This is a genomic window from Rhodopirellula sp. UBA1907, from assembly GCF_002337565.1.
GTDB lineage: Bacteria > Planctomycetota > Planctomycetia > Pirellulales > Pirellulaceae > Rhodopirellula > Rhodopirellula europaea.
Genome location: NZ_DDGH01000106.1, coordinates 101,352 through 121,960, shown reverse-complemented (window position 1 = coordinate 121,960; position 20,609 = coordinate 101,352). Strand labels below are relative to the sequence as shown.

Genomic DNA, 20,609 nt, shown 5'->3' with positions numbered 1-20,609 from the left:
GAAGCAGGCACGCCTGCAAGGTCGGCGAGGTAATCCCGCAGCTTCTCTCGTGCCTTGGGGTCATCGCTCTTTCCGATCGTCGCAGACGTTGCGACAAATCGAACGTCTTTTGCTTTGACGTTGAACGCCTCTATCACTCGACGCAATAGAAGAGACACTTCGGCAGCATTCGATCCCAGGTAAGTATGCGCCTCGTCCAGGACGATCCAACGGAGTTTCCCTTGACTTGCCTTCAAGATCGGCTCATCCGTTTTCCGAACAAGCATGTATTCCAGCATGGTTGCGTTCGTTACCAGAACCGGAGGAGGACTCTCGTAGAGCTGTTTTCGCGATTGAACTTCATGTGGCACTTGCTGCCGCTTCGGTGGTGGGTCGTGTGGTGTTGCCCCGTTGTACAGACAGAACCGCACCCCGTCGTCAAAGCCTGCGGTCCAGGCGCTGAGTCGCTCTCGTTGCGAGTTTATCAGTGCGTTGAGAGGATACAAGAACAATGCTCGCACACCCTCGAGCTTCCGATTTCCACTGTCGGCATATTCACGTACAAGGTCATCTAGGATCGGCAGCAGAAAGCACTCGGTCTTACCACTCGCCGTTCCGGTTGCGACAATCACCGACTTGGCCGGTTCCGACTTTAAATGTTCCCATGCTTTTATCTGGTGAAGATACGGCTTGATGCTTTTTGCGAAGGCGCGTTCAGAATACTCCTTCGGAGGTTGATCCATCGCATCCACTAACCGTGGGTGCAACATCTCCAACTCTTCGATCGACCAATCCTGCGACTCGTATTCAAAAAGTGACTCAAAGACGGGATAGCTCATAGAACCGCCCTCCGCCACACGTCCCGGCGGCGATTCGTAGACCTGGCTTAGATGCTCACGAAAGGCCGCATGAGCCGGACGACGTGCACTGATCGTTGCACGGGCGGAACGTCGAGTCAGATCTTTTGCGATGGAAGAGAAGTAGGGTTGCATGACGACGGTATCGTTTCAGACAAGTTGATTGAGGGAGTGTGCGGCACCGGGGCATGGTTCACATCGACCGAAGCGAGTCAGACCACTCGAAGTCCGAGGCAAAGCGACGTGCCGCGAGCAAATGGACAGCGATCCGATTGGCGTTTTCGTACCAGGGCAGGTTGAACGACCGCAGAGTGCGAAAAACCGCCAACTGTTCGCTGGCCACAGGGATGTCGTAAACGCTGTGAACAGCAGCCACGACGGGGGCGTTCCACACGGGTAATTGATGTTGCATCATTTCGGTCGTCTGCAAACGTTCGATCTCATCGAGCTTCTCTTGGACGAAGTCGGAAACTTCCAAACGCAGGTCTGGCCAGCGAACGTGTCCGTCGATACGTTCGAGTGACGCGACCATATTTCGTCGTTCGTTCTCAAGATCTTTGATCTCAGCGCATGCCATACAATTGCCAGCGGCTTTGTCGTCAATTGGGAACCCGGTTCCGTACTTCATCAACGCGACAACGCAGCTTAGCGATGGACATCTCAGTGGAGCGTTCTTCGCAAAATCATCAATGCGTGCCTGGACATTTTGATCGATAATTGGTTGCGAGACTCCAGCGTTGGCGAGTGACGCCCGCCCGGCCGCAATGACTTGTTTTGCGGTTTGGATCCATGTTCCAATCGGCACGAGCGACCAGAGGAAAGGCAGCTCCTCGAACCGCTCCCACCATCGAGCTTTGCCCGGGTTTTCCATCCCGACTCGGGCGATCGCTGCTGGGTGCCTGGTAAGGGCAACAATGGACTCAAATGTCGTGATGGGCATTTCCTGGGTCGACGTGATCAACGCGTTGATGGTGACCCATGCTGGGTGCAAAGGATTGGCGACCATCATGTCTACCAAACGATCCCACGCCTTCGGACGTTTGACATGGTCAGTCATGTTGCTGACCGCAGCAAACTGCTCTTCCAACGGAACGCTTTCGAATTCGATCTGCGGTATCTCGTTCCGTCGTACAGTGATCAACAGCGGTCGTATCGTTTCGCGTCCTCGATTCTGAACGTGGAGCAGGTATCCTCCCGGAAGGAGCTTGTTGGTATCTATGTTCCATCGCAGTTGTCCGTCGTTGTTGACTGCATTTCGATATGAGTCGCTAAGCGGATCTGTAAACGGTGCTACCACCAATTCATTTTCAACCGAATTTGAATTGCCTTGTAATTGATCCAATGCCACCTGAACGACGTTCTGATCTGCCAGCGGGTGTTCGCGTTGCAGTTTCAGTTCTCGCGAATAGCGTTTAACGCTAAATTTGAAGTGCGCTTTGATATCACCGCGGAAGAACAGCCCAAACTGGATTCTGACATCATTGTTGTTTGACTTTCCGAGCAACTCCTTCGCCGCGTTCTGGATCAGTGAAAGCGGAAGCTGGCTGACTCCTTTGATTCCAGTAGGTCGAATTTGCTCCACTAGCAACATCTCTTCCAATGAATAGATGAATCCCGCTCGGTCACGGGGATCGACAATCTGCAGCCTCAACCCATCAAGGCGGTCTAATGGAATGGCGCGGTCGCTATCGATCTCCTCACCGCTGGCATCAACGATCGCACAAACTTCTGTCGGGCAGACGAAACAGACCTCCGCGACACCTTCGGATTCAAAGTCGATTTTTGCTTGGATTGTCGCAGGACGCTTCCCCGTCACGGATACGTTAATGTCCCAGTTGTCACCGTCTCGCGTACAATCCGCCGTGAAGTTATCATCGCGGATGACATGGACAGCGTTCGCTGTGACACAATTCAACCGAATGCTCCCAGCGTTGCTATTCGACGCAACCTGCAACAAGAAATCCTCAGGAAAAACCGTTGCATTCGCAAGGAATCGTGTTGCACCATCTTCGACGACACGAATAGAGGCATCGCCGAGGCACTGTTCGTTCATAGGCCGCCACGAACCACCTCCGCGAGGCCGCCACTGAATCGCGTTCTCTCGAACCGCAGTGGGAAGTGCCTCCGGGTCTGAAGTGGTCATGCAACGCACGCTTGGTGGGCCGACCCAAACGGCTTGACCTCCTAAGCCCAGATGGCAGTTCGCCCCATACAGTTCGTACGAAAGTTCGCTGACATCAGTCGAGTCCGTCTGCAAACGGAAAAGAGAGTCACTGAGTTTAATTTCGATTCGACCGCAAAGCCGAACAAGGCTTCTGCCCAGCAGCGTCGGGTCGAGCGTTTCAAATGTCTCAGCACCGGTTGTGTCAACAGATGCGTTCGCTGGTATCGCCACAACAACCGACTTATGTTTCGTCCGCAGACTACCGTCGCCGATCCAATCCCCGGATTCTCCATCCTGGAAAACCCATGGCGACTCGGGCAACGCCTCGCCGCCAGGAATGGCGACATTCGCAATCGGATCCATCCCGGACTCAAGGCTCAACCGAACGTCCGTCGTAGGGGAATCGATCACAACGGAAGCGTCTCCCATGGGACGGAGTTGCAGTGACTTGCCATCGCTAAATCGCACAATCGACATACAGTGCTCACTTCGTTGCCCACCCTCGAGGTAGCCCGACATTCGACTAGGGATCTCCTTGTCAGCAGCAATTCCAAGTGAGTGACGAAACCCTTCAATCGATGCTCTTTGTGGAAAGTGCAACTGCCGGATCAGATCCGCTTGCCTCCCGATCAGCTTCAACGATGTCCGAATTGCAAACGGCTTTCTTTCCGACGTGTACGCTCGCTGGGTATCGAGCAACGAAAGCAGAATTTGCTGTGCCCCCTCGTCGAAGACGTTCAACGGCAAGCCAGCGGCCCAGTTGGGGTCGATCTGGTCCAAGTACTCTCTTCGTGAAAGCCCTTTTTCCTTGGCGTCTTCCGACCTACGCCGAAGCTTGGCTAACGCAGCTACCAGAGTGGCAGCCAAATCGTGAACGACGGGCTGATTGATGGTCTCTGGCAGCAGACCATTCATCGACGCCACCACCTCACTGATTGGCTGATCGTACTGTTCGAATGACCGCAAAATGTCACAGAGATAACGCCGCAGAACCGCGCCGTTATTGGAAAGAACGTGGTGAGGAAAACCACCATGACACGCAATCGTCTTCAGCCGAAACTGACTGTCGTAGGCGCTGCGGATGACGTCGATTTTCCACCATCGCAACCCATCATCGGCGACCTCACGAACTGATTTCTTCAGATTCGCCGTATCGCGATCATCGCACTCCAATTCGGCCAAGATCACATCCCAACGGTAGGGACCGCCAGAATAGTGACGCCGAAAACATTCCGCACCGAACAGACAGAAAGCCGCTTTTTCTTCCAGTGTCCGAAACCTCCCAGCAACTTTGACGCGAGAGATCAACGCGATCTTGAGACTTTCCAATTCCTCCGGTTTCGTCCGGTAAGCATACAACGGACGCCCGTCAGCGAACTTCAAGTTGTTTCGGGCCAATATGGAAGTGAGCACCAAGCTCAACCTCGACTGAACCGGTTGAATATCCGCCTTCATTACAATTTCCTCTTGTGAGACTCACTTACCGGGAACATCTGTTGAATTCTCGTCGAATTTCCTCTGCCGCGTTGCACCTAGGGACGACAACACCTCAATACGATTGCGTTGGACTTTTGTCAGCAAGTCAAGATGGATCGTCATCGACGTCGATAGACTGCCCCGTCTCTCCGCCATTGCTATCGAACTTGGTTTCGACTGCTCCCTGCCAGTCGTGGGCAACTTGCTCCCAATTCGCCGGGCGCTGAACCGGCTCGTGACGATCATTTTGGCCTGTCCAGACGTCCCAGAAGTCGGGGTCGTCCGAATGTGGTTGCTGTTCCTTTTTCAGGTCGTCGATCCGCACCAGCAACGGTAATTCGGTTGCCCACCCCAACATGATCGCGTGCTGTGATGGCAATGACGGCAACTCGCGAAGGAGTCCACGAAGGTTGTCAGGGACCAGTTTCCGGACTAGCTCTTGGTCACGATCGTTGCTAATCCGGTGCAATAGGAAGGTGTTGCATTGAGACAGCACCGTTTGCGACAACTCCGATGGACGTTGCGACGAAATAACCAATCCGAGACCGAACTTTCGACCTTCACGAGCGATTCGCTCGAAAACCTGACAACAGACTTTGGCAGCGTCATGGTTATCGACGTCGTCTTTGTATCGCTTGACGAACGTATGTGCCTCCTCCATGACGAGCACAGTCGGCAAAGCCTTCTTGCGGATCTTTCGATAACGCTGTAGAGCCTCAAAGATCATCCGACTGCAAACAGCAATGATCACATGGACAATCTCGGTTGGAACCAACGACAAGTCGAGGATCGTGATCGGACTGTCTTCTTCGCGTTCGCTGCCAATGTAGTGTTGAAGCCATTCTTGTAGCGATGGCGAATTATCCCCCTCAACGATTGCTTTGCAGCGAGTGTCGCTCAGGAAAAATCGGATGCGAGAAACCAGAAAATCAATGAACTGACTTTGGTTCTCCTGAGCCGCCAGCATCTGCAGGTGATCAGCAAGTTGGCCCCCTTTGAAGGGAACTGGCATGTCCTCATCTGGCCCATCCTCATGCAGCAAACCGCCAAGACATTCGAGAGCGGCACCCAGCGACACGAGGATTGATTCAATTGCTTGATCCTCGAAAGCTGTATAGTATTCGATCTTCTCGCCGTTCTTCTCAAATGACTTAAAGCATTTGCCAAGAGATTCTCGAATGCATTCTGTGATTTCGGTGAGCGGCACATCCTCGAAATGGGTCGATTTGACGAGTAGATCTTCGTGTACCGTTTTCAGCCAGTAGCCTGTCTTCGTTGAATCGTCGCGAATTTCACCCATTGTCCGGCGGCGTTGCATACCAATCGCAACGCTCGTCAAGTAGCGTCGAAGGCCAAGCTTCTGTTCTTCGTAAGTGGTCTCTTCCGAAACTCCCCGACCGGCCTTCACATCGCGTAATGCCCTCCGCAGCATTGGCCTCTGCGTCTTCGCAGTAGCCTGCGTGAACGATGACCATTCGGCACTGTTCCAGAACCAAAGCGGAACTTGCAAAGGGTGCTCGCCGTCTCCTGGGTCCAACTTGAAAACGCGTGCTGTTCCCGTCTCATCCTTATTGTGAAATGCCCTCGCGTATTCTCCGTTCGGATCGAGAATGATAAACCGAGCATTTGGTTTGCTACTCCCACCGTTAATTTCTCGCTCCCGCCTGGCGGCTTCCAGCGACCATCGAATCAATCCCGCGACGGTGCATGATTTTCCGCTTCCCGTGTTGCCAAGCACCGCAAGGTGTCGCCCGAACAGGCGGTCCGGGTCGATACTCACCTCAGCGTTTTCCGCCAGCGGACTTACACCGATGCGTACATGGCGGTTATCACCTGATTCGACAATCGAGCGGAGTTGTTCATTGGTAGGTAGTACAACGGCTGATCCGACCGTGGGCAGAAGCCCCGCACCACGGCGGAATGAGTAGCTCGAATCTGTCTTGCGCAGTGTCCCTAGCGGATTTAGGCAAAGCTTCCGCAGTGGGTACGGCAAGTCGATCACGCCGAAGTCTTTAACGCCGCGGCGTTTTGGAAACGAAGAACGTTCGATAGTCAGCCATTCAATCTGCCCCACCACAAAACCATCGTCGATAGGGACCAATGCATATCCATTAATCCTTGGGAACGGTCTCGCGCCGCCCGTGTTCAAAGCGACGGAGTCAGGGGCTTCGATGTCGAGCAGAACACGGATTTCATCAGGTGAGACGAAGTCGACTGAACCAATCCGCAGGCTCTCAGCGAGCGAGAAAGGCGTTTCGCTCATAGCCCCTCCAAATCAAGTTCGACTTCGGGTGGATTGCCTTCGGCGTTTTCAACCGGTGATGTTTCAGGGCGATTGGCCTCAGGCGACCGAGTGCCGAATCGAGCCTTCAACAGTTCCGCCATCCGGAACGTCGCTCGGTCGATTGCGGGCTTCGGCAGGTACGATTCAACCAACGTTCCGAATTCACCGACGTGGTCACCTATTAGGAGAGAGACCTGAGCATGACGACCAAGTTTCTCGTAGGTGTTCATGATTCGCTCCAACGGGTCGTCGAAGGAAATGGCGACAAGATGGGTCGATGGAACGGTGAGCATATCCTCAATCACTCGGTTCAAGTGATCGTCACCAAAGCCGTATCCGAAGGTGACCAGCGTATGGTTCGGACGGCACAGGGAAGCCGCGAAGTCACGAAACAACTCTGTGTACGGATAGAACGTTGTTTCCCTATCCTTCGCTGCGTTCGGATAGATCATCAGTTGTGACGAATCGGCGCTCACTTCCGCAAACGCTGATGAAAGCAAATCCGGCCTGCTACCGCCAAATGGAAGGCCGATCCGCCGAATCGTTCGGTCGAAGTCCACCCAGTCAAGCGAACCGTGAAGCTTCGTGAATCGCGCGACACCTTCTAGATATCGCGGTTCACCACGGATGCCGGGCGGGTTGTAATGAATGTCTAGATCCAATCGCGATGAACGGAAGACTGGCGAAACCGATCCAACGAACCGGTCCAGCAAGTGCATTCCCGCTGCGTCTGCACCCGCTTCAATGCCCCGGTCGTAGTTGGTAGTGAAAATATGGAGCCGGTCACGAGTTCCTGAACGACTCGCGAAAGACATGAGGAAACTCACCAAGTAATTGAACGCGTCCGTACGTTTGCATTCGTCGGCAGTCGCGATCCCGCGTTCGCCTTGGTAGACGCTCTTTGCAAACTCATCCAGAACTGAGCGAATACTTGCTCGCAGGGCGGCGGCATTCTTGTTTGATGTCTCGTCGCCTTGGACCCCATAGATGTCAAAACCACGAAGCAATTCATTAGCACAACGCAGTTGATCCTCGATATTGCCTTCGCTCCTACCACAAACTCTTGCGGATCGAGAGGCTTCTGCTTGGATCATCGGATCGAACGCACCGAAATCCGCTTTCGCCATTCCGGGAAGCCCCGTGCCAGTGGCGCGACGGTGAACGGCGTTCGACAGCCCCGATCCAAGCAGCACCGACAGATGCTCCGACTGACAGAGCGATGTGAGCCAAGGCTCGATTCGTTCGCGTAGTTTGCTGCTGCCAAATTTCTCCTGCGGTCGAAGCCAACTGCAAGATGACTGGCCAACCGTCTGAAAACATGGGCTAACTGTGCCTTCCTCGCAGTCAACTTGCTCAAACAGTACAGGCTGATGGTCGTCTCGTGTCTTAATTACGTTGGTAACGGCGGTGAGCTTCGGTGGCGATTCGACGCTCGCGGCGGGATCATGACTCATTCAAGCACCTCCTTCACGCGGAACACTTTCATCACTTCGTCGCCGAGGTGGTTGATTACTTTGACGGCGATGCGGCCGGATTTGGGTTGGGGGAAGGGGCGGGACACATCGCTGTTGAGGCTGTCCCAGGCTTCTTTGTCGATCTCGGCTTTGAGCGTGGTTTTGAGGCTTTTGTAGGGGTCGTTGGCGCCGAGGAAGTAGGCGTGGCGGACGAAGAAGCTTTCTTCGTTGTAGTCGGTGTCGATGAACCAACAGGCGATGCCGTCGGCTCCGTCGCTGCGGACTTCGCCGGTAGAGGGTTGGAAGACGTCGACGCCGTTGATTTGGACTTCGATGTCGTCCATCTTGGCGGCTTTGGCCTTGCTGTGGCGGACGGTGATATCGGGCTCCCCGAAGATGACGAACAGGTTGCCCTTGCCGGTGTTCTTCAGGTCGGCTGACATGTGCATGTCGGCGTTCATGCGGGCTTTCAAGACTTGGATGCGGCCAAGTTTGTTGAACTCGGTCGCGTGGGCTTCGTAGTTGAAGCCGCAGGCGATCAGGACATCGAAACCGGCGTCGCCGCATTCTCGTGCGGCGGCTTTGAGGTCGGGCTGCGAGATGGTGCCGAACTCGGGACCGATGAAGATGCCGGCGCGTTGTTCTTTGCCGTCCGCGTCGTTGAACCGACCTTCGGCGGCGATGTATTCGCCGGGCCAGGGGACCAGCGACGTGAAGTCGATCTTGTCTTCTTTATGGGCTTGTTGAACGCCGGACTTTTTCAGGTTGTCCAGCACCATCGTGGCGAAGTCGGCGACTTGGCGGTCGGCGGTGTCGGTCCCTCGCTCACGCGTCGGGTTATGATCCAAAGGGTCGATCAGTTCGTCGTCTTCACCGACCGACAGGGTGCGGTGGGGGGAGAGCGACTCGACCGTGAAAGGTCCGGCGACGCGGACTTTGGTTTTGTCTTCGTAGGGTTTGTCGTACAGGTATTCAAAGTCGGCTTTGGCTGCGATCGAGGCGTCGATTTCCTTTTGGCGTTCGATGCGAAGCTTCCACCACTTGGCATGCAGCTTCTTGGCCTCCTCGGGCCACGGGTCGCGTGGCTCATCGGGCAGCGTGTCAAGCGTGAATGCGTCCTCGCCCTTCATGCCCACCAACCCATTGAGTTTCTTCACGTCAGCAGCGACTTCGGCGGCGAAGATCTCGCGGACTTTGTCGGCGTGCTGGGACAGTTCGACGGTATCGAGCACTTCGAGCGTCGAGGCCAGTCGTTTGCGATGTTCGATCAGTGATGCGTGCAGCGCGACCGCCTCATCCTCCCAGCGTTGCCCCGCTTCGCGAGGAATCTGCCACTCTTCCCAAGACTGATCGAGAGCCGCGTTAAGTTGCTCGCGAATCGGTTCGAGCTTGGCTTGGAAGGCGTCGTAGATGACGTCGATCTCGGCGTTGTTCGTGATTGATTTCATCGTGATATGAGGAATTCGCTCAGTCACGAATCCGTGACGCACGTCCATCGAAACATCTGCAGACAGGGCTTCCGTGCGCGTAAGCGCTGCTTCCTTTTCAACGCCTTTCTTGCTATCAGCGAGCAGATAATATGGATACCGCGCGCCCATTATTCGAGCCCTGGAAAGAGCAAGTGCAACCCGAGAAGTATCGATCGTAATCCATCTTCTTCCCCACTGTTCGGCAACATGGGCCGCGGTGCCGGAACCACACGTTGGATCCAATACCAAATCGCCTGGATCTGTAACAGAAAGGATGCAGCGTTCCACAATCTTCGTGCTTGTCTGAACGACATATACCTTCTCGCCGCCTACAGAGCTGCTGACATCGGTCCAAACATTGTTAATGCGGATGGCAGGATAGTCATCAATAAACCGGACATAGTTGAGTGTGGACGCGGTCGCTGAAATTCGATCCGCTTTTGCGATTCGATCGAATCCGACCTCTCCCGTCTTCCAAAATCCTTTCCTTGGGCGAAACTCTCGACCCTGGAACTGCACAGGAAAGTCCCCAGGTGGCTTGGGACTACGCAGATCGCTCAATCGGAAATGACGTGCAACTGCAAGTTGATCGGAATTCGCGTTCTTCTCCGTGAGGCGGTTTCCATCTGGAAGTTGCACGAATCTATAGGCGCTACCACCATCCCCGTAAGCGGCTTTTCTGTAAAAGAGTGGCCTATATTTAAGCTGACTGTAGTCGCGTGCATAGAAAAGCACGTAATCGGCGACACCTGGCAGGTAGTCGCTCGTTGCGCTAGATGTCTTTGTGAGCGTAACAAATGCGATAAGGTTCTCTGGTCCAAATACTTCATCCATCATGGTGCGCACGCGATGTACGTTTTCATCTCCGATCTGTACTAGAATAGCGCCACTCTTCGACAGAAGGTCTCTAGCGGCGACTAAACGGTCTCGCAGATAAGTAAGGTACGAGTGAATTCCATCGCTCCACGTATCGCGAAATGCCTTCACTTGTTCTGGCTCCCTCGTGATGTGTTCCGCCTTTCCATCCTTGACATCACGATTCCTTGTCGACCACTGAAAGTTCGAGTTAAACTTGATGCCGTAGGGCGGGTCGAAATAGATGCACTGGACTTTGCCTCGCAGGCCTTCGCGTTCGGTGAGTGAGGCCATCACCTGCAGGCTGTCGCCCAGGATCATGCGGTTGGTCCAGTTGGCGTCGTGCTGGTAGAACTCGGCACTGCGAGCCTCCTCGGGCAATCCGTTGAAGTCGCCGAACAGATCGAGCTGCTCCGCCTTACCCTTGTCCTGCAAGTCGCTGGTCCGACGCATCAGGTCGTCGATCAAGACCTTGGGATGCACCTTTTCCTGGATGTACAGCGGCGGCGCATTGGCGACCAGCGGACCGGCGTCCTGCTCGTCCTTGCCCCGCCAGACCAACTGCGGATCGAGGTCGCGATTGCGACGCTCGTACGCCACGCGGATCGAGTACTTGTCCTCGGTTTCCATGACCGATTGTTGCTCGGCCGTGGGTATGTTCGTTCGCTTGCTGTCGGCATGCCGCAGCGTCTCGACGGTTTTCTTGGTCGCTTTCTTCCGTGATGCTTTTTTCTTGGCCATGCGTTTGTCGCTTGATCCCTCGCTGACGCGTCGGGTTGGGATGGTGGGTTTGCGGTGTGGGTTTTTGAGTGGTGTGGATGACAGGCTGGAAGCCTATCCCACGTTTGAGGTCGCAAATTGCGACCTCAAAACGGGGTTTTGTCGGTGAATGTCCGGACGTTGGCGGATTGGAGCCGTTTTTCTCGCCTTAGGACATAATGTCCGGCAGCGTGTCCGGAGACTGGATTTTGGGCCGCTTGACCCGATTTGCCGGACATTCGGTGGACACGAATGGTCTAATTCGCACGAAGTGGCCGGATTTAGTCTATTCGTAAGTCTTTCTGTGGAAACGGCTTGCGGAATACAGAGCGATTCTAAATGGCCTAATTGTTGGCTAAATGCCATTAATTTCTCCCGGTCTAGTCAATTCCCAAAAGGCGGACGGCCCCCTTCCGTTGGGGGAGACCGTTCCTTCCGCTTTCATTTCCTGGAGAAGGTTGGCAATGAATTTGATCTTCTGTGGTTCATCCAGGGCGTCGGAAAGCTTGTCGAGGAGCAAGCTGGAGAAGTCGGCTTTGGTCGCCCGTCCTTGCCGCTCAAGCAACTCGACAACCATTCTGCGACAGTATTCCTTGTCGATTCCCCGCTTCCTTAGATAGTCGACCATCGAGTCGGTTGCTTTGGCGACGTCGGCGGAGACGAACAGGTTGGGTCGACGGCCTTCGATCAGTTTTTTGCTTTTGAGGGCTTTGAATTCGTCTTCGTCGAGCGGTTGTTGCTTTTGGACTTTGTCGAGTGCCATGACGTGCCACAAATCCAGCTCGGGCGCGGCCTTGAGCATCCGTGTGTACTTTTCATCGATCACCTTGCCGATGATGCGGACTTTCACTCGGTTGGGTTCGTCGAATCTGTAATCCGGTAGCGGAAAGAAACGTTTGCGTTGCAGCCCGAACATGCGTTTGATGCCGCTACCGATCGTGTCGATCATGTTTAAGTTGACCATCGCTTCGACCAGGAATCGATTGGGATACACATCGGACGGAGCATCCCGCAAGATAACGTTGGGAACCGATCCAGGAAGGAAAGCACCTGCGTTTGTGAACAACAATGAATCGGAAGACTCTTCGACGACATTGATTCGTCCGCCAAGTGAATAGTCTTGGTGGGCGATGCAGTTGTGCAGGGTTTCGCGGATCACCCATGGGTCATACTGCGTGACTTCGGTTGGGAATAGACTTGCGTCGGGTAGGTACCGATAGGTGAGGTTGCGGATGCGTTCGAACACTTGGCCAACGGACAGGATCATCGGCGGGGTGAAGTGGGCGTAATCCTGTTCGATTCCATCATCGTCTTTCAGAATCCACGTCATCCGTGCAATGGCTGGTGAAATGAAGTGTTCCGACTCCGACTTTCCCAACAAGATGATTGCGGTGCGGGTGATCTCGCCGCTAAGAGTCAATTTGGCTTTGTTCAGGAACGTCGCATTATCCCATTGTTGAACTTCATCGGCCAGGTTTGGGAACTTGTTGGCATACTCCTGCCGCGCGAACTCGATTGCCCCTTCATGTAAATCGGTGATTGTCGCGCCAGGGCAGATTGCAGCCGACCAGTCCTCAGCGGTTTGACGTCGAATCTGTTCGATCTCGTGCAAGCCAAGTGGTGCAAGTGATTCGTTTTCGCGTCCGTAGAAGTGCCCTTTCCAAGATGTCGGGATTCCCGATATCGCCGGCGGAATCTGAAACAAAATAACTCGTCCGTCGGGATGATTGACTTCGTGGATTTCTTCGAAGGTGATGCGAGTGTTGGTCTGGTCAGCGATGCTCTTTTTGAGTGCATCCAGACTCGGACGAGTGGGTTTGTACTGCGTACCAACGACTCGGTGCGTGCGGTCCTCAACGCCAAACACTAACCAACCGAACGACTGTGACTTGAGGTTCGCCTCGTTGCTGAGCGCAGAGAAGTAGCGTCCAAGTTCATTGAAGTCGGTGTCCGCCTTTTTGAATTCCAGCCATTCGGTTTCCGCCGGCATGGCCAACAACTCGGCAAGTTTGGCTTCCGCTTCTACCGGTGTCACGATTGGAGCTCCGACAGAGGCATTTTGGATTGAATGGCCTCATCGATCATCACGTTGAAGCGTGCTGCCACTTTTTGTTCGAAGTCAGCTTCCATCTCGAAGACATCGGTAAACTCCGCGAAGGCCCAACGACCGTAGGTGCCAAGGTTGTTGACGCCTGGGATCCAGAAGGTCTTCATCGTGTTGGCTTTTTCGCGATCGTGTTCGCCGCGATAGCCTTTGATTTCAACGACGAGGTTCAGCAAATCGGGCGTGCCGTCGGCCAGGGGGCCTCGGCCGTCGTCAATCTGGACAATGAAGTCGGGCCGGTACTTGTGTGCTTGCCCCATGTAGCGGTAGGGGACTTCCAGACCAAGCCCGTGGTTCTTGACGTAGGCTCGCACGGCCGGGTGCTTTTCAGCGATGCGACAGAACTCAGCTTCCCAGTCACTGTCCAGCACGACCCAATTGATGTGGCAACGATCGACACTGGTTTGCCAACGGTCGGCTTTGGATGTGTTGAAATTGACGAAACGCGTGCTGCCCGATGGATTGTAGGCATCCAGCATCGCTTTGATCTTCTTTTCGTCTTGATGGGCGGTGACGATGGCGGAGCTGATTTTCTTGCAGGCTTGATCCGCAAGGGCTTGGTACATCAACTGGGCTTTATAGGTCCCGCCTTTGCATTCGACGTAGTCTCTCAACCAGACTTTGGCGATCCGTTTGAGTTGCCCAAACAGATCCATGCGTGGACTTTCGCCAGGCTCACGCCATTCGACCTCGACGAGTCGTTTGGTTAGATGAAAGAGCAACGAGCTTGGGCGCATCTCTTCGAGATGCTTGAGCGTCAGATCATTCTGTTCGCCGATGATGCCGCTGTTCTTTGTTTTTGTTGCCCCAACCATCTGCGGAGTGATCAGCATGCGATGATCGTCGTTGAAATCGGCTTGGATCTTCTGATTTGGCAACTCCACACGGTAGCCGCTGACGCGGGGAAAGCGTATCTCGAGCGAATCACGTTCGGGGCGAATGGCTTTGACCTGAACGGTCTCGCGAGGTTTCTGCGCCGGAGCAACGACCGGTTCGGCGTTGAAGTCGAATGGAATGCCGAGGACGTCGGCGTATTCGACGTCGAATTTGCCGTCTGCATTCAGATCGTACGATTGCCGGCGAAGTGCTCGACCGATGACCTGTTCGCACAAGAGCTGAGTCGTGAAGCCTCGAACACCCAAGACGTGTGTGACAGTGTTGGCGTCCCAGCCTTCGGTGAGCATCGATACGGAGACAACACAGCGAATGGATTCGCCGAGGTAGCCTCGCTTGCCGACCGTGTTCATGACCTCGCGAAGAATTTCTTCGTCGCTGATGTTGTCGGCCTTTTGGTGTCCCTCGCCTCGTTCAAGCTTATCTCGGCGGAACTGTTCGATGGCTGCAGAATTGAATTGGCGGAAGTCTTTGTGCAATCCTTCGCCGGATTCGAGTTGACCGCTGTCAATGAGCAGCGTGCGTGGTTTCTCGTGGGGTTCGTGATTGTCTGGATCGAAGTTGCGGAAGAGCGGAAGCCGACCAGGGATCGTTTGCGAGGTTCCGTCTTCGTTTTGTCGTTCGTATCCGCTGATGTAGTCATACACCAGCTTGGAAGACGATGTATTATTGCAGACCACGATGAAGCAGGGCGGAACGTCGATACCCGCTTCCTGCCAGAGTTTGAAGGTCTTTTCGTAGTGGCCGTAGAGGGCGTCGAGGGCGGTCTCGAGTTGTGTGGGGATTTTGCCGGGGTCCAGGTCCGACGCTTTGCTGCGGCCGGACTTGGGCATTTCGCTCCGGATGTGTTCCCACAGGTTGCGATACATGGGCATCTCACCGCCGGGGAGGTTGTCGGCGATGGGAACGCGGGGCAGTTTGACGATGCCACACTCGATGGCGTCCATCAGCGAGAAGTCGCTCATCGTCCAGGGGAACAAGGTGCCTTCGGCATATCCGCTGCCGCGTAGGAAGAAAGGAGTCGCGGACAGGTCCATGACTCGGCTGACGCCCATCGTGCGATCGACCGCTTCGATGCCGGAGATCCACAGTCGAGCCGCTTCGCTGTTCTCTTTGGCTTCGTCTTTTTCCTCTTTGCCTTTGAGATCCGCTTCTTCGGATTCTTCAGGCGGTTTTTCACGGTAGCAGTGATGGGCTTCATCGTTGATGACCATGATGTTTCGCATGCCCATCAGTTCGGGCATCACGCGTTTGATCATCTGACCTTCGGTTTCCGTCGTGTTGAGCGCAGGGCCGCGACCTTGCAAAAGTGCACGACCGCCGGTGGAAAGCTCGAGGGTGTTGCGAAGTTTGAAGGCGTGATAGTTGGTGATAACGATGCGGGCCTGTTCCAAATCTGGCAGCATGTCGCCGGGAACAAGCTCGCGAGACTTGTAATAGCTGTCCGGGTCGTTGGGCTGCAGAACGCGCAGCCGATCTTTGATGGTCAGGCCGGGAGCGATAATCAGAAAGCCGCGGGTGAAACGGCTGCTGGTTTTGCGACGCACCCAATTGATCGTTTGCCACGCGATCAGCATCGCCATGACTGTGGTTTTGCCGGCACCCGTAGCCAGTTTGCAGGCCAGTCGGGATAGCCCCGGATTGGACGCTTCGTTCGCGGAGAATAGGGCGTCGAGAAAACGATCTGTGACAGCATTTTTGAGGTTGGGCGCAACTTCGGTTAGGTAAATCGCAACTTCAATCGCTTCGACTTGGCAGAAAAATGGCCGGACGCTGCTGAAGTGATCGCCTCTCCAGTGTTGCAGCAATTGAGCTGTCTCAGGTGTGACGTTCCATTTGCCGGGGTCTTCAATTCCTCGCCACTTCTCTACCTCGTGCCGTAGCTCGTTGATGATCGGGTTCGGATCGTATTGCTGCTTTTCGGTTGATAGGCCTTCCTCATCTTTGAAGACCCATTCCTGTTGTGTTGCATCGGTCTTCCCCTTCTTTCCGCGACGCTTTTTGGGCTTTGGGATTGGGGTGATGAACGAAGCCGCTCGCCGTGTGTGCACGACTTCTTGCGTGGGTTGCCCAGTCTCATCGAGTTCCCAGTGGCGATCAGGGAACGCGTAGGGCGAATTCAGAATAGGACGAGTGAAGAATGAATTGGATTCGGCTGCGTTATCCGCCATGATGCCTCCGCGTTGCCCAACTAGCGATCAAAATTCACACTGCCATTTCTGTTGACCGTTCAGAGCAACAAGCATAGGATTCGGGGTCCCATTCAACAACCCGGGAGAGCTACCTATGCAACTCGGAAAACGTCTGAAAGAACTTCGAACTGCCAAAGGGCTCACCCTCCGTGAGTTGGCCGCCCGCGTGGACGTCGGTTTTACCTACCTCTGCAAAATAGAGACAAGAAAACTCGAACCGGGACACTCACCTTCAGACCGACTGCTGGAGGCATTGGCGTCGGAACTGGACGGCAATGCCGAAGAATTGATTCTACTAGCAAACCGAATTCCAGCATCGCTCAGCGGACGAGTGCACGATCGACCAGAAGCATTCATCGCGTTGGCGAAGATGGACGACCAGTCAATTGATCGATTCATCCAAGCCGCTACCGAGTGAGTGATGGGCTAACTCTCTGACTCACCCGCTACAACAGGACCATGTGTGTAGGATGAGTCCTCACTCAACAAGTGGATTGCGATCGGATTCTCGAACCGCACCGGCGATCAACAGTGCTCTGATAGAGGTACTTGTTTACCGTGCCAAGATGGGAAGTGGCATGGCCAGCGCGGTCTCGTCGCGGTGAGCTGACGGCAGATGAAGTCGAATGTATCGGCCAGTCGTTGCTTGCAAGCTTGCATCACACTCATCATTCGCGATTGGGCCAACGTTCCGACTTCGGTTCGGTTGCCACCCCAGACTTTTCGATTGACCACCGCTGGGCGGATCGCTTGCTCGCCTCGCCAAGTCGTCGCGTCAGCGCTGGGATGACGTAGGAATGTGAACAGGTCGTCGAGATGTTTCACCAAGAACCTTACGAAGCATTCGTTGGCGACGTGTGTCTTGGGGTGACGAACCAACTTCCACATCTGCATCGTTAATCGTCCCGCCATCAACTTCATCCCATGAGCTGTCGCTTCGTCTTGGCGAAAACGGTTGCGATACTCGAAGCCCGCAAGCTGGCAGGGTAGCCTCATAGGTCTCGTCAATCTGCTCGATCACTGCTCGGTGATAGTGCTTGCCGTGATCATCGCGGCTCTTGCATCCAGGCTTCTTCGGGTCAGCTTTGCGTCTTTTGCGGAACGGAGCCGTCTAGCGTTTGCCTTCACGCTCAACTTTTTCAAGCCGCGACCTGAGCAACTCGACTCGTTTGCCCAACATGTCGATGATCGCCTGCTGCTGTCCAAGCAGCGGCTTGCAGTCAGAGCAATCGGTGGTGATCTTGGGCATGTCCATGACCAGCAAATCCTGGTCAATTCACCCCGGATTTACCAACACCAGTTTTTTGCTCGGGAACCTAGTACAGATTAGGAGCGACCATTCTCACAGGGAGTTTCAGTCTCAAAAGCGGCTCGGTTCCAACAGTCGACAAGTTTCAACGTGAAGAGTGCGCAGTGTTAATGGATTTGGCGATTTTGCTTCCGAGAAAAGCGTGACAAAAGCAATATCAACAATACACACACCATGGCTCCGCCTGGCGAATAGAGAGCCCCGCCACAACCCATTGGGCGGAAACAATGATGGGGCGAACAGGAGCGATACCACCGAAACCGGTTGGCTCGACCTGAGAGACGAGCCATGACAATCGCCTGGAGTGTGCACGACAGCCGTTTTAGGTCCTGGGTATTTACCCACTGTTGTATTCCAAATACCCGATTAGCTTGTGTTTTACTGCATTCGACTGCGTGTGATTGCAACGGTTGCAATACCGTGTAAACTCGCGTTTGGCCTATAAGCAAAAGCGTGATTCTTGGCTATCACGAGAGAAGCCTGTCGATCCGGAGGTTGCGGGTTCGAGTCCCGTCCGCGTCGCTTTCAAAAAGCCCGGCTGTATCAGCCGGGCTTTTTTTATGCGCCGCCGGAACAGCCTCCATCATCACCCGTAGCCGGATTCGCCAAGAATTCGGTTTCACCCCGACCGGATCTGACGCCCCGCCCAAAACACGATCGCGTCGAAAACGATCCAACCTGCTTTCGACGACGGCAGCTCGATCAGCGATCGATGGTTGCGGCGGGGTTGGCGAGAAATTCTTCGGGGATGGTTTCTGGCCAGTCACCCTTCATCACGACGTTTTGAATTTTTGTCGGTGCACTACGACTGGAGCGATACAGCCCGAATTGAGTGCTGGCGCCGGAATCCAGATCACGTTGGTACACGAGCTCTTCATTGAGATGGACCAACACCTTGCCGCCGGCAACCTCGATCCGAACATCGTTGTACGCATTCTGCTTGAGAGGCAAAGATCGCGGGCCTCGACGGCTGAGTGGTTCCAGTGCGGTGTTTTCCATCGGCAACGTCGTCCAGTCGTTCCCGCCGGTTGTCAGCCAACGAACTCGCATGCCGGTCGGTTCCAGCAAAAATGCCATCCGCCCAACCGCCGGATGCACGATGGACGCGTCTTCGTCCAAGAAAAATTGATAGGCGATTGATTCGCCATCCAACAAAGGTCGCTCGTATCGCAACAGTCCTGGCTTCTCCGCTTCGTCCGCGTTCTCTTTCGCAGTCCCAAGCAACACGCCCGACTGGACTTGCCAATCCAACTCGCCCGCGTTGGCTTCTGTATCCGCTGGCGCAGATCCATCGGCTCCGCCAGTCACCTTTTTTCGAAACGGGAGCTGAACCTCGTCGTAGAAACTGGATTGCCAACCTCGAAGCTCGTCGCCCGCAATCAAGTTGACTTGCCGAGGAATGACGGGATCGCCGGTCAGCGTTAGATTGCGAAACACCGGCCGCTTGGTGCCCGAACTTCGCAGACCGATCCAGGGACTCGTTTGTGCAATCTCGTCGTCGAACCAAATCGGATGGAGATTGGATTCGAACTGACTCGTCTCTTTCGTCGATCGAATGGACACTCGGTTGAAGACAGGCTGCGTTCCTGTGCGAGCAAACGGGGAATGCCGATTCACGAGGTGTTGCGAGTCGGCGTCCCAAACCGATAGCGTTGTGTTGCGACCAGTCGCTTGAAAGTGAAGTCCGCCATAGACCAGCCCGCCGTCGGTGCCAATGGAACCGCCGGATTGAGTTTCGCAGATGAAATCAAACTCACCCGTCAATGGGAACCGGCAGAACAGCACATCGGCGGCTCCTCCTGCCACGTGCAAGACGTGCCGCTCGTGAGTCAGCCACATGCCATCTCTCTGGCCACGCTGAATGTCTTTGGCAGTTTGAAGGGTCGCGGGAACCCAGAACTTCATTGGATTCTCAAACAACGTCGCCGGTGGCGATTCACCGCGATGAACTTGAACGGCGACCGCGTGTGCGATCCGCAAGAAAGGTCGCATGCCGATCGAGCGTTCGTCCACGGCACGATCGACCAGCGACGCCAGGTGAGCTTCCGCAGCCGCTTGGATACTTTCGTGCTGCATCGCTGCCGCCGCGATTGCAGCGACCGTCATGTCTCGCGATGTGAGCGGGGTGGCATCGACTGGCAGAGCCGCCTGAGCTTCGAGGAAGGACTTCGCCATGTCGAGATCGCCACGGCTGCCCAACAATTGCGCCAGCACCAACAGTTCCTCCGCGCCCGACACGTTCTGTTCGTGCAACTCCTTCAGCGTGATTCGCAATCGAGGCAATCGCCCCAAGTCATTCGCGGCCTGCAACAACATCCATCCGCTGCAAAAGAAACCGTCCACTGGCCCGACCGCGGCGACAGCGAACGTGTTGTCTCGAGGTCGTTCACCGATCGAGCGAGCGAAGACTTTGGGCGGAGCGTCCGTTGGAACGGGAGTTGAGAGCACTCGCACTCGTTTGCGCTGCTCGGTCGGCAAGGTCCACTCTTCCAAGATTTCATATTGCTGATCGCTGCTCAGTTGCACCAGCGACCGATTCAGGGCCGCGGCTGCCGAGGGCAAGTCGCTGTACAGCATGTCAGAAATCGTCAGTGAGCTCGCGGACTCATCGAGCTTTTGCAATGCCGCCTCTGGATCGCGCTCTCGCAATGCTGGCAACACAAGTTCCGAGTAAGACGGCTTTGATTTGGCGACGGTTGCCTGCCCAAACAAATCCGTCAAACGCGTCAGTCCATCTTGTGCCGCACAGTGACAGGCATATGACATCACGCAAATGAGGGCCGTTATGCCAGCGCATGCAACCGAGATCCATT

The 20,609-nt window shown here is 54.8% G+C and carries 11 protein-coding genes; 1 reads left to right on the top strand and 10 read right to left on the bottom strand.

Annotated features, from left to right (window positions below):
• From B2R17_RS26745 to B2R17_RS26715, 7 genes are all read right to left on the bottom strand, one after another.
• The coding region (locus B2R17_RS26745) for a DEAD/DEAH box helicase (protein ID WP_286766402.1) at positions 1 to 818 on the bottom strand (818 nt) is incomplete at its 3' end.
• Between the two features lie 211 nt (positions 819 to 1,029).
• Positions 1,030 to 4,455, bottom strand: coding sequence for an STY4851/ECs_5259 family protein (locus tag B2R17_RS26740; RefSeq protein ID WP_286766401.1), 3,426 nt, complete (start codon positions 4,453 to 4,455; stop codon positions 1,030 to 1,032).
• Between the two features lie 127 nt (positions 4,456 to 4,582).
• Positions 4,583 to 6,739, bottom strand: a complete 2,157-nt coding sequence (locus B2R17_RS26735) for an ATP-binding protein (RefSeq protein ID WP_286766400.1) — start codon at positions 6,737 to 6,739, stop codon at positions 4,583 to 4,585.
• Positions 6,736 to 8,214 carry an SIR2 family protein gene (locus tag B2R17_RS26730; protein ID WP_286766399.1) on the bottom strand — a complete coding sequence of 493 codons (1,479 nt, stop codon included), beginning with the start codon at positions 8,212 to 8,214 and terminating at the stop codon, positions 6,736 to 6,738. Before B2R17_RS26730 ends, B2R17_RS26735 begins: the two co-directional genes overlap by 4 nt.
• Complete coding sequence (locus B2R17_RS26725) at positions 8,211 to 11,168, bottom strand: site-specific DNA-methyltransferase (protein ID WP_286766398.1); 2,958 nt, start codon at positions 11,166 to 11,168, stop codon at positions 8,211 to 8,213. The genes B2R17_RS26730 and B2R17_RS26725 overlap by 4 nt, the downstream gene beginning before the upstream one ends.
• A gap of 484 nt (positions 11,169 to 11,652) precedes the next feature.
• Entirely contained in the window at positions 11,653 to 13,332 is a 1,680-nt protein-coding gene (locus B2R17_RS26720) for an RNA-binding domain-containing protein (protein ID WP_286766397.1), read from the bottom strand.
• Complete coding sequence (locus B2R17_RS26715; RefSeq protein ID WP_286766396.1) at positions 13,329 to 16,466, bottom strand: BPTD_3080 family restriction endonuclease; 3,138 nt, start codon at positions 16,464 to 16,466, stop codon at positions 13,329 to 13,331. Before B2R17_RS26715 ends, B2R17_RS26720 begins: the two co-directional genes overlap by 4 nt.
• Positions 16,467 to 16,581: 115 nt before the next feature.
• Here B2R17_RS26715 and B2R17_RS26710 point away from each other — a divergent pair, with 115 nt between their 5' ends.
• Positions 16,582 to 16,905: a helix-turn-helix domain-containing protein gene (locus B2R17_RS26710; RefSeq protein ID WP_286766395.1), complete on the top strand. Its 324-nt coding sequence runs from the start codon at positions 16,582 to 16,584 to the stop codon at positions 16,903 to 16,905.
• Between the two features lie 107 nt (positions 16,906 to 17,012).
• Here B2R17_RS26710 and B2R17_RS26705 read toward each other — a convergent pair whose 3' ends face one another.
• From B2R17_RS26705 to B2R17_RS26695, 3 genes are all read right to left on the bottom strand, one after another.
• The gene (locus B2R17_RS26705) at positions 17,013 to 17,483 is read right to left on the bottom strand and encodes an IS66 family transposase (RefSeq protein ID WP_286766394.1); all 471 of its coding nucleotides are present in this window, start codon (positions 17,481 to 17,483) and stop codon (positions 17,013 to 17,015) included.
• Positions 17,484 to 17,598: 115 nt separating this feature from the next.
• A complete protein-coding gene (locus B2R17_RS26700; RefSeq protein WP_286766393.1) occupies positions 17,599 to 17,742 on the bottom strand; it encodes a hypothetical protein in 144 nt (47 codons plus the stop codon).
• Positions 17,743 to 18,498: 756 nt separating this feature from the next.
• A complete protein-coding gene (locus B2R17_RS26695) occupies positions 18,499 to 20,562 on the bottom strand; it encodes a DUF1583 domain-containing protein (RefSeq protein ID WP_286766392.1) in 2,064 nt (687 codons plus the stop codon).
• Positions 20,563 to 20,609 lie beyond the last annotated feature (47 nt).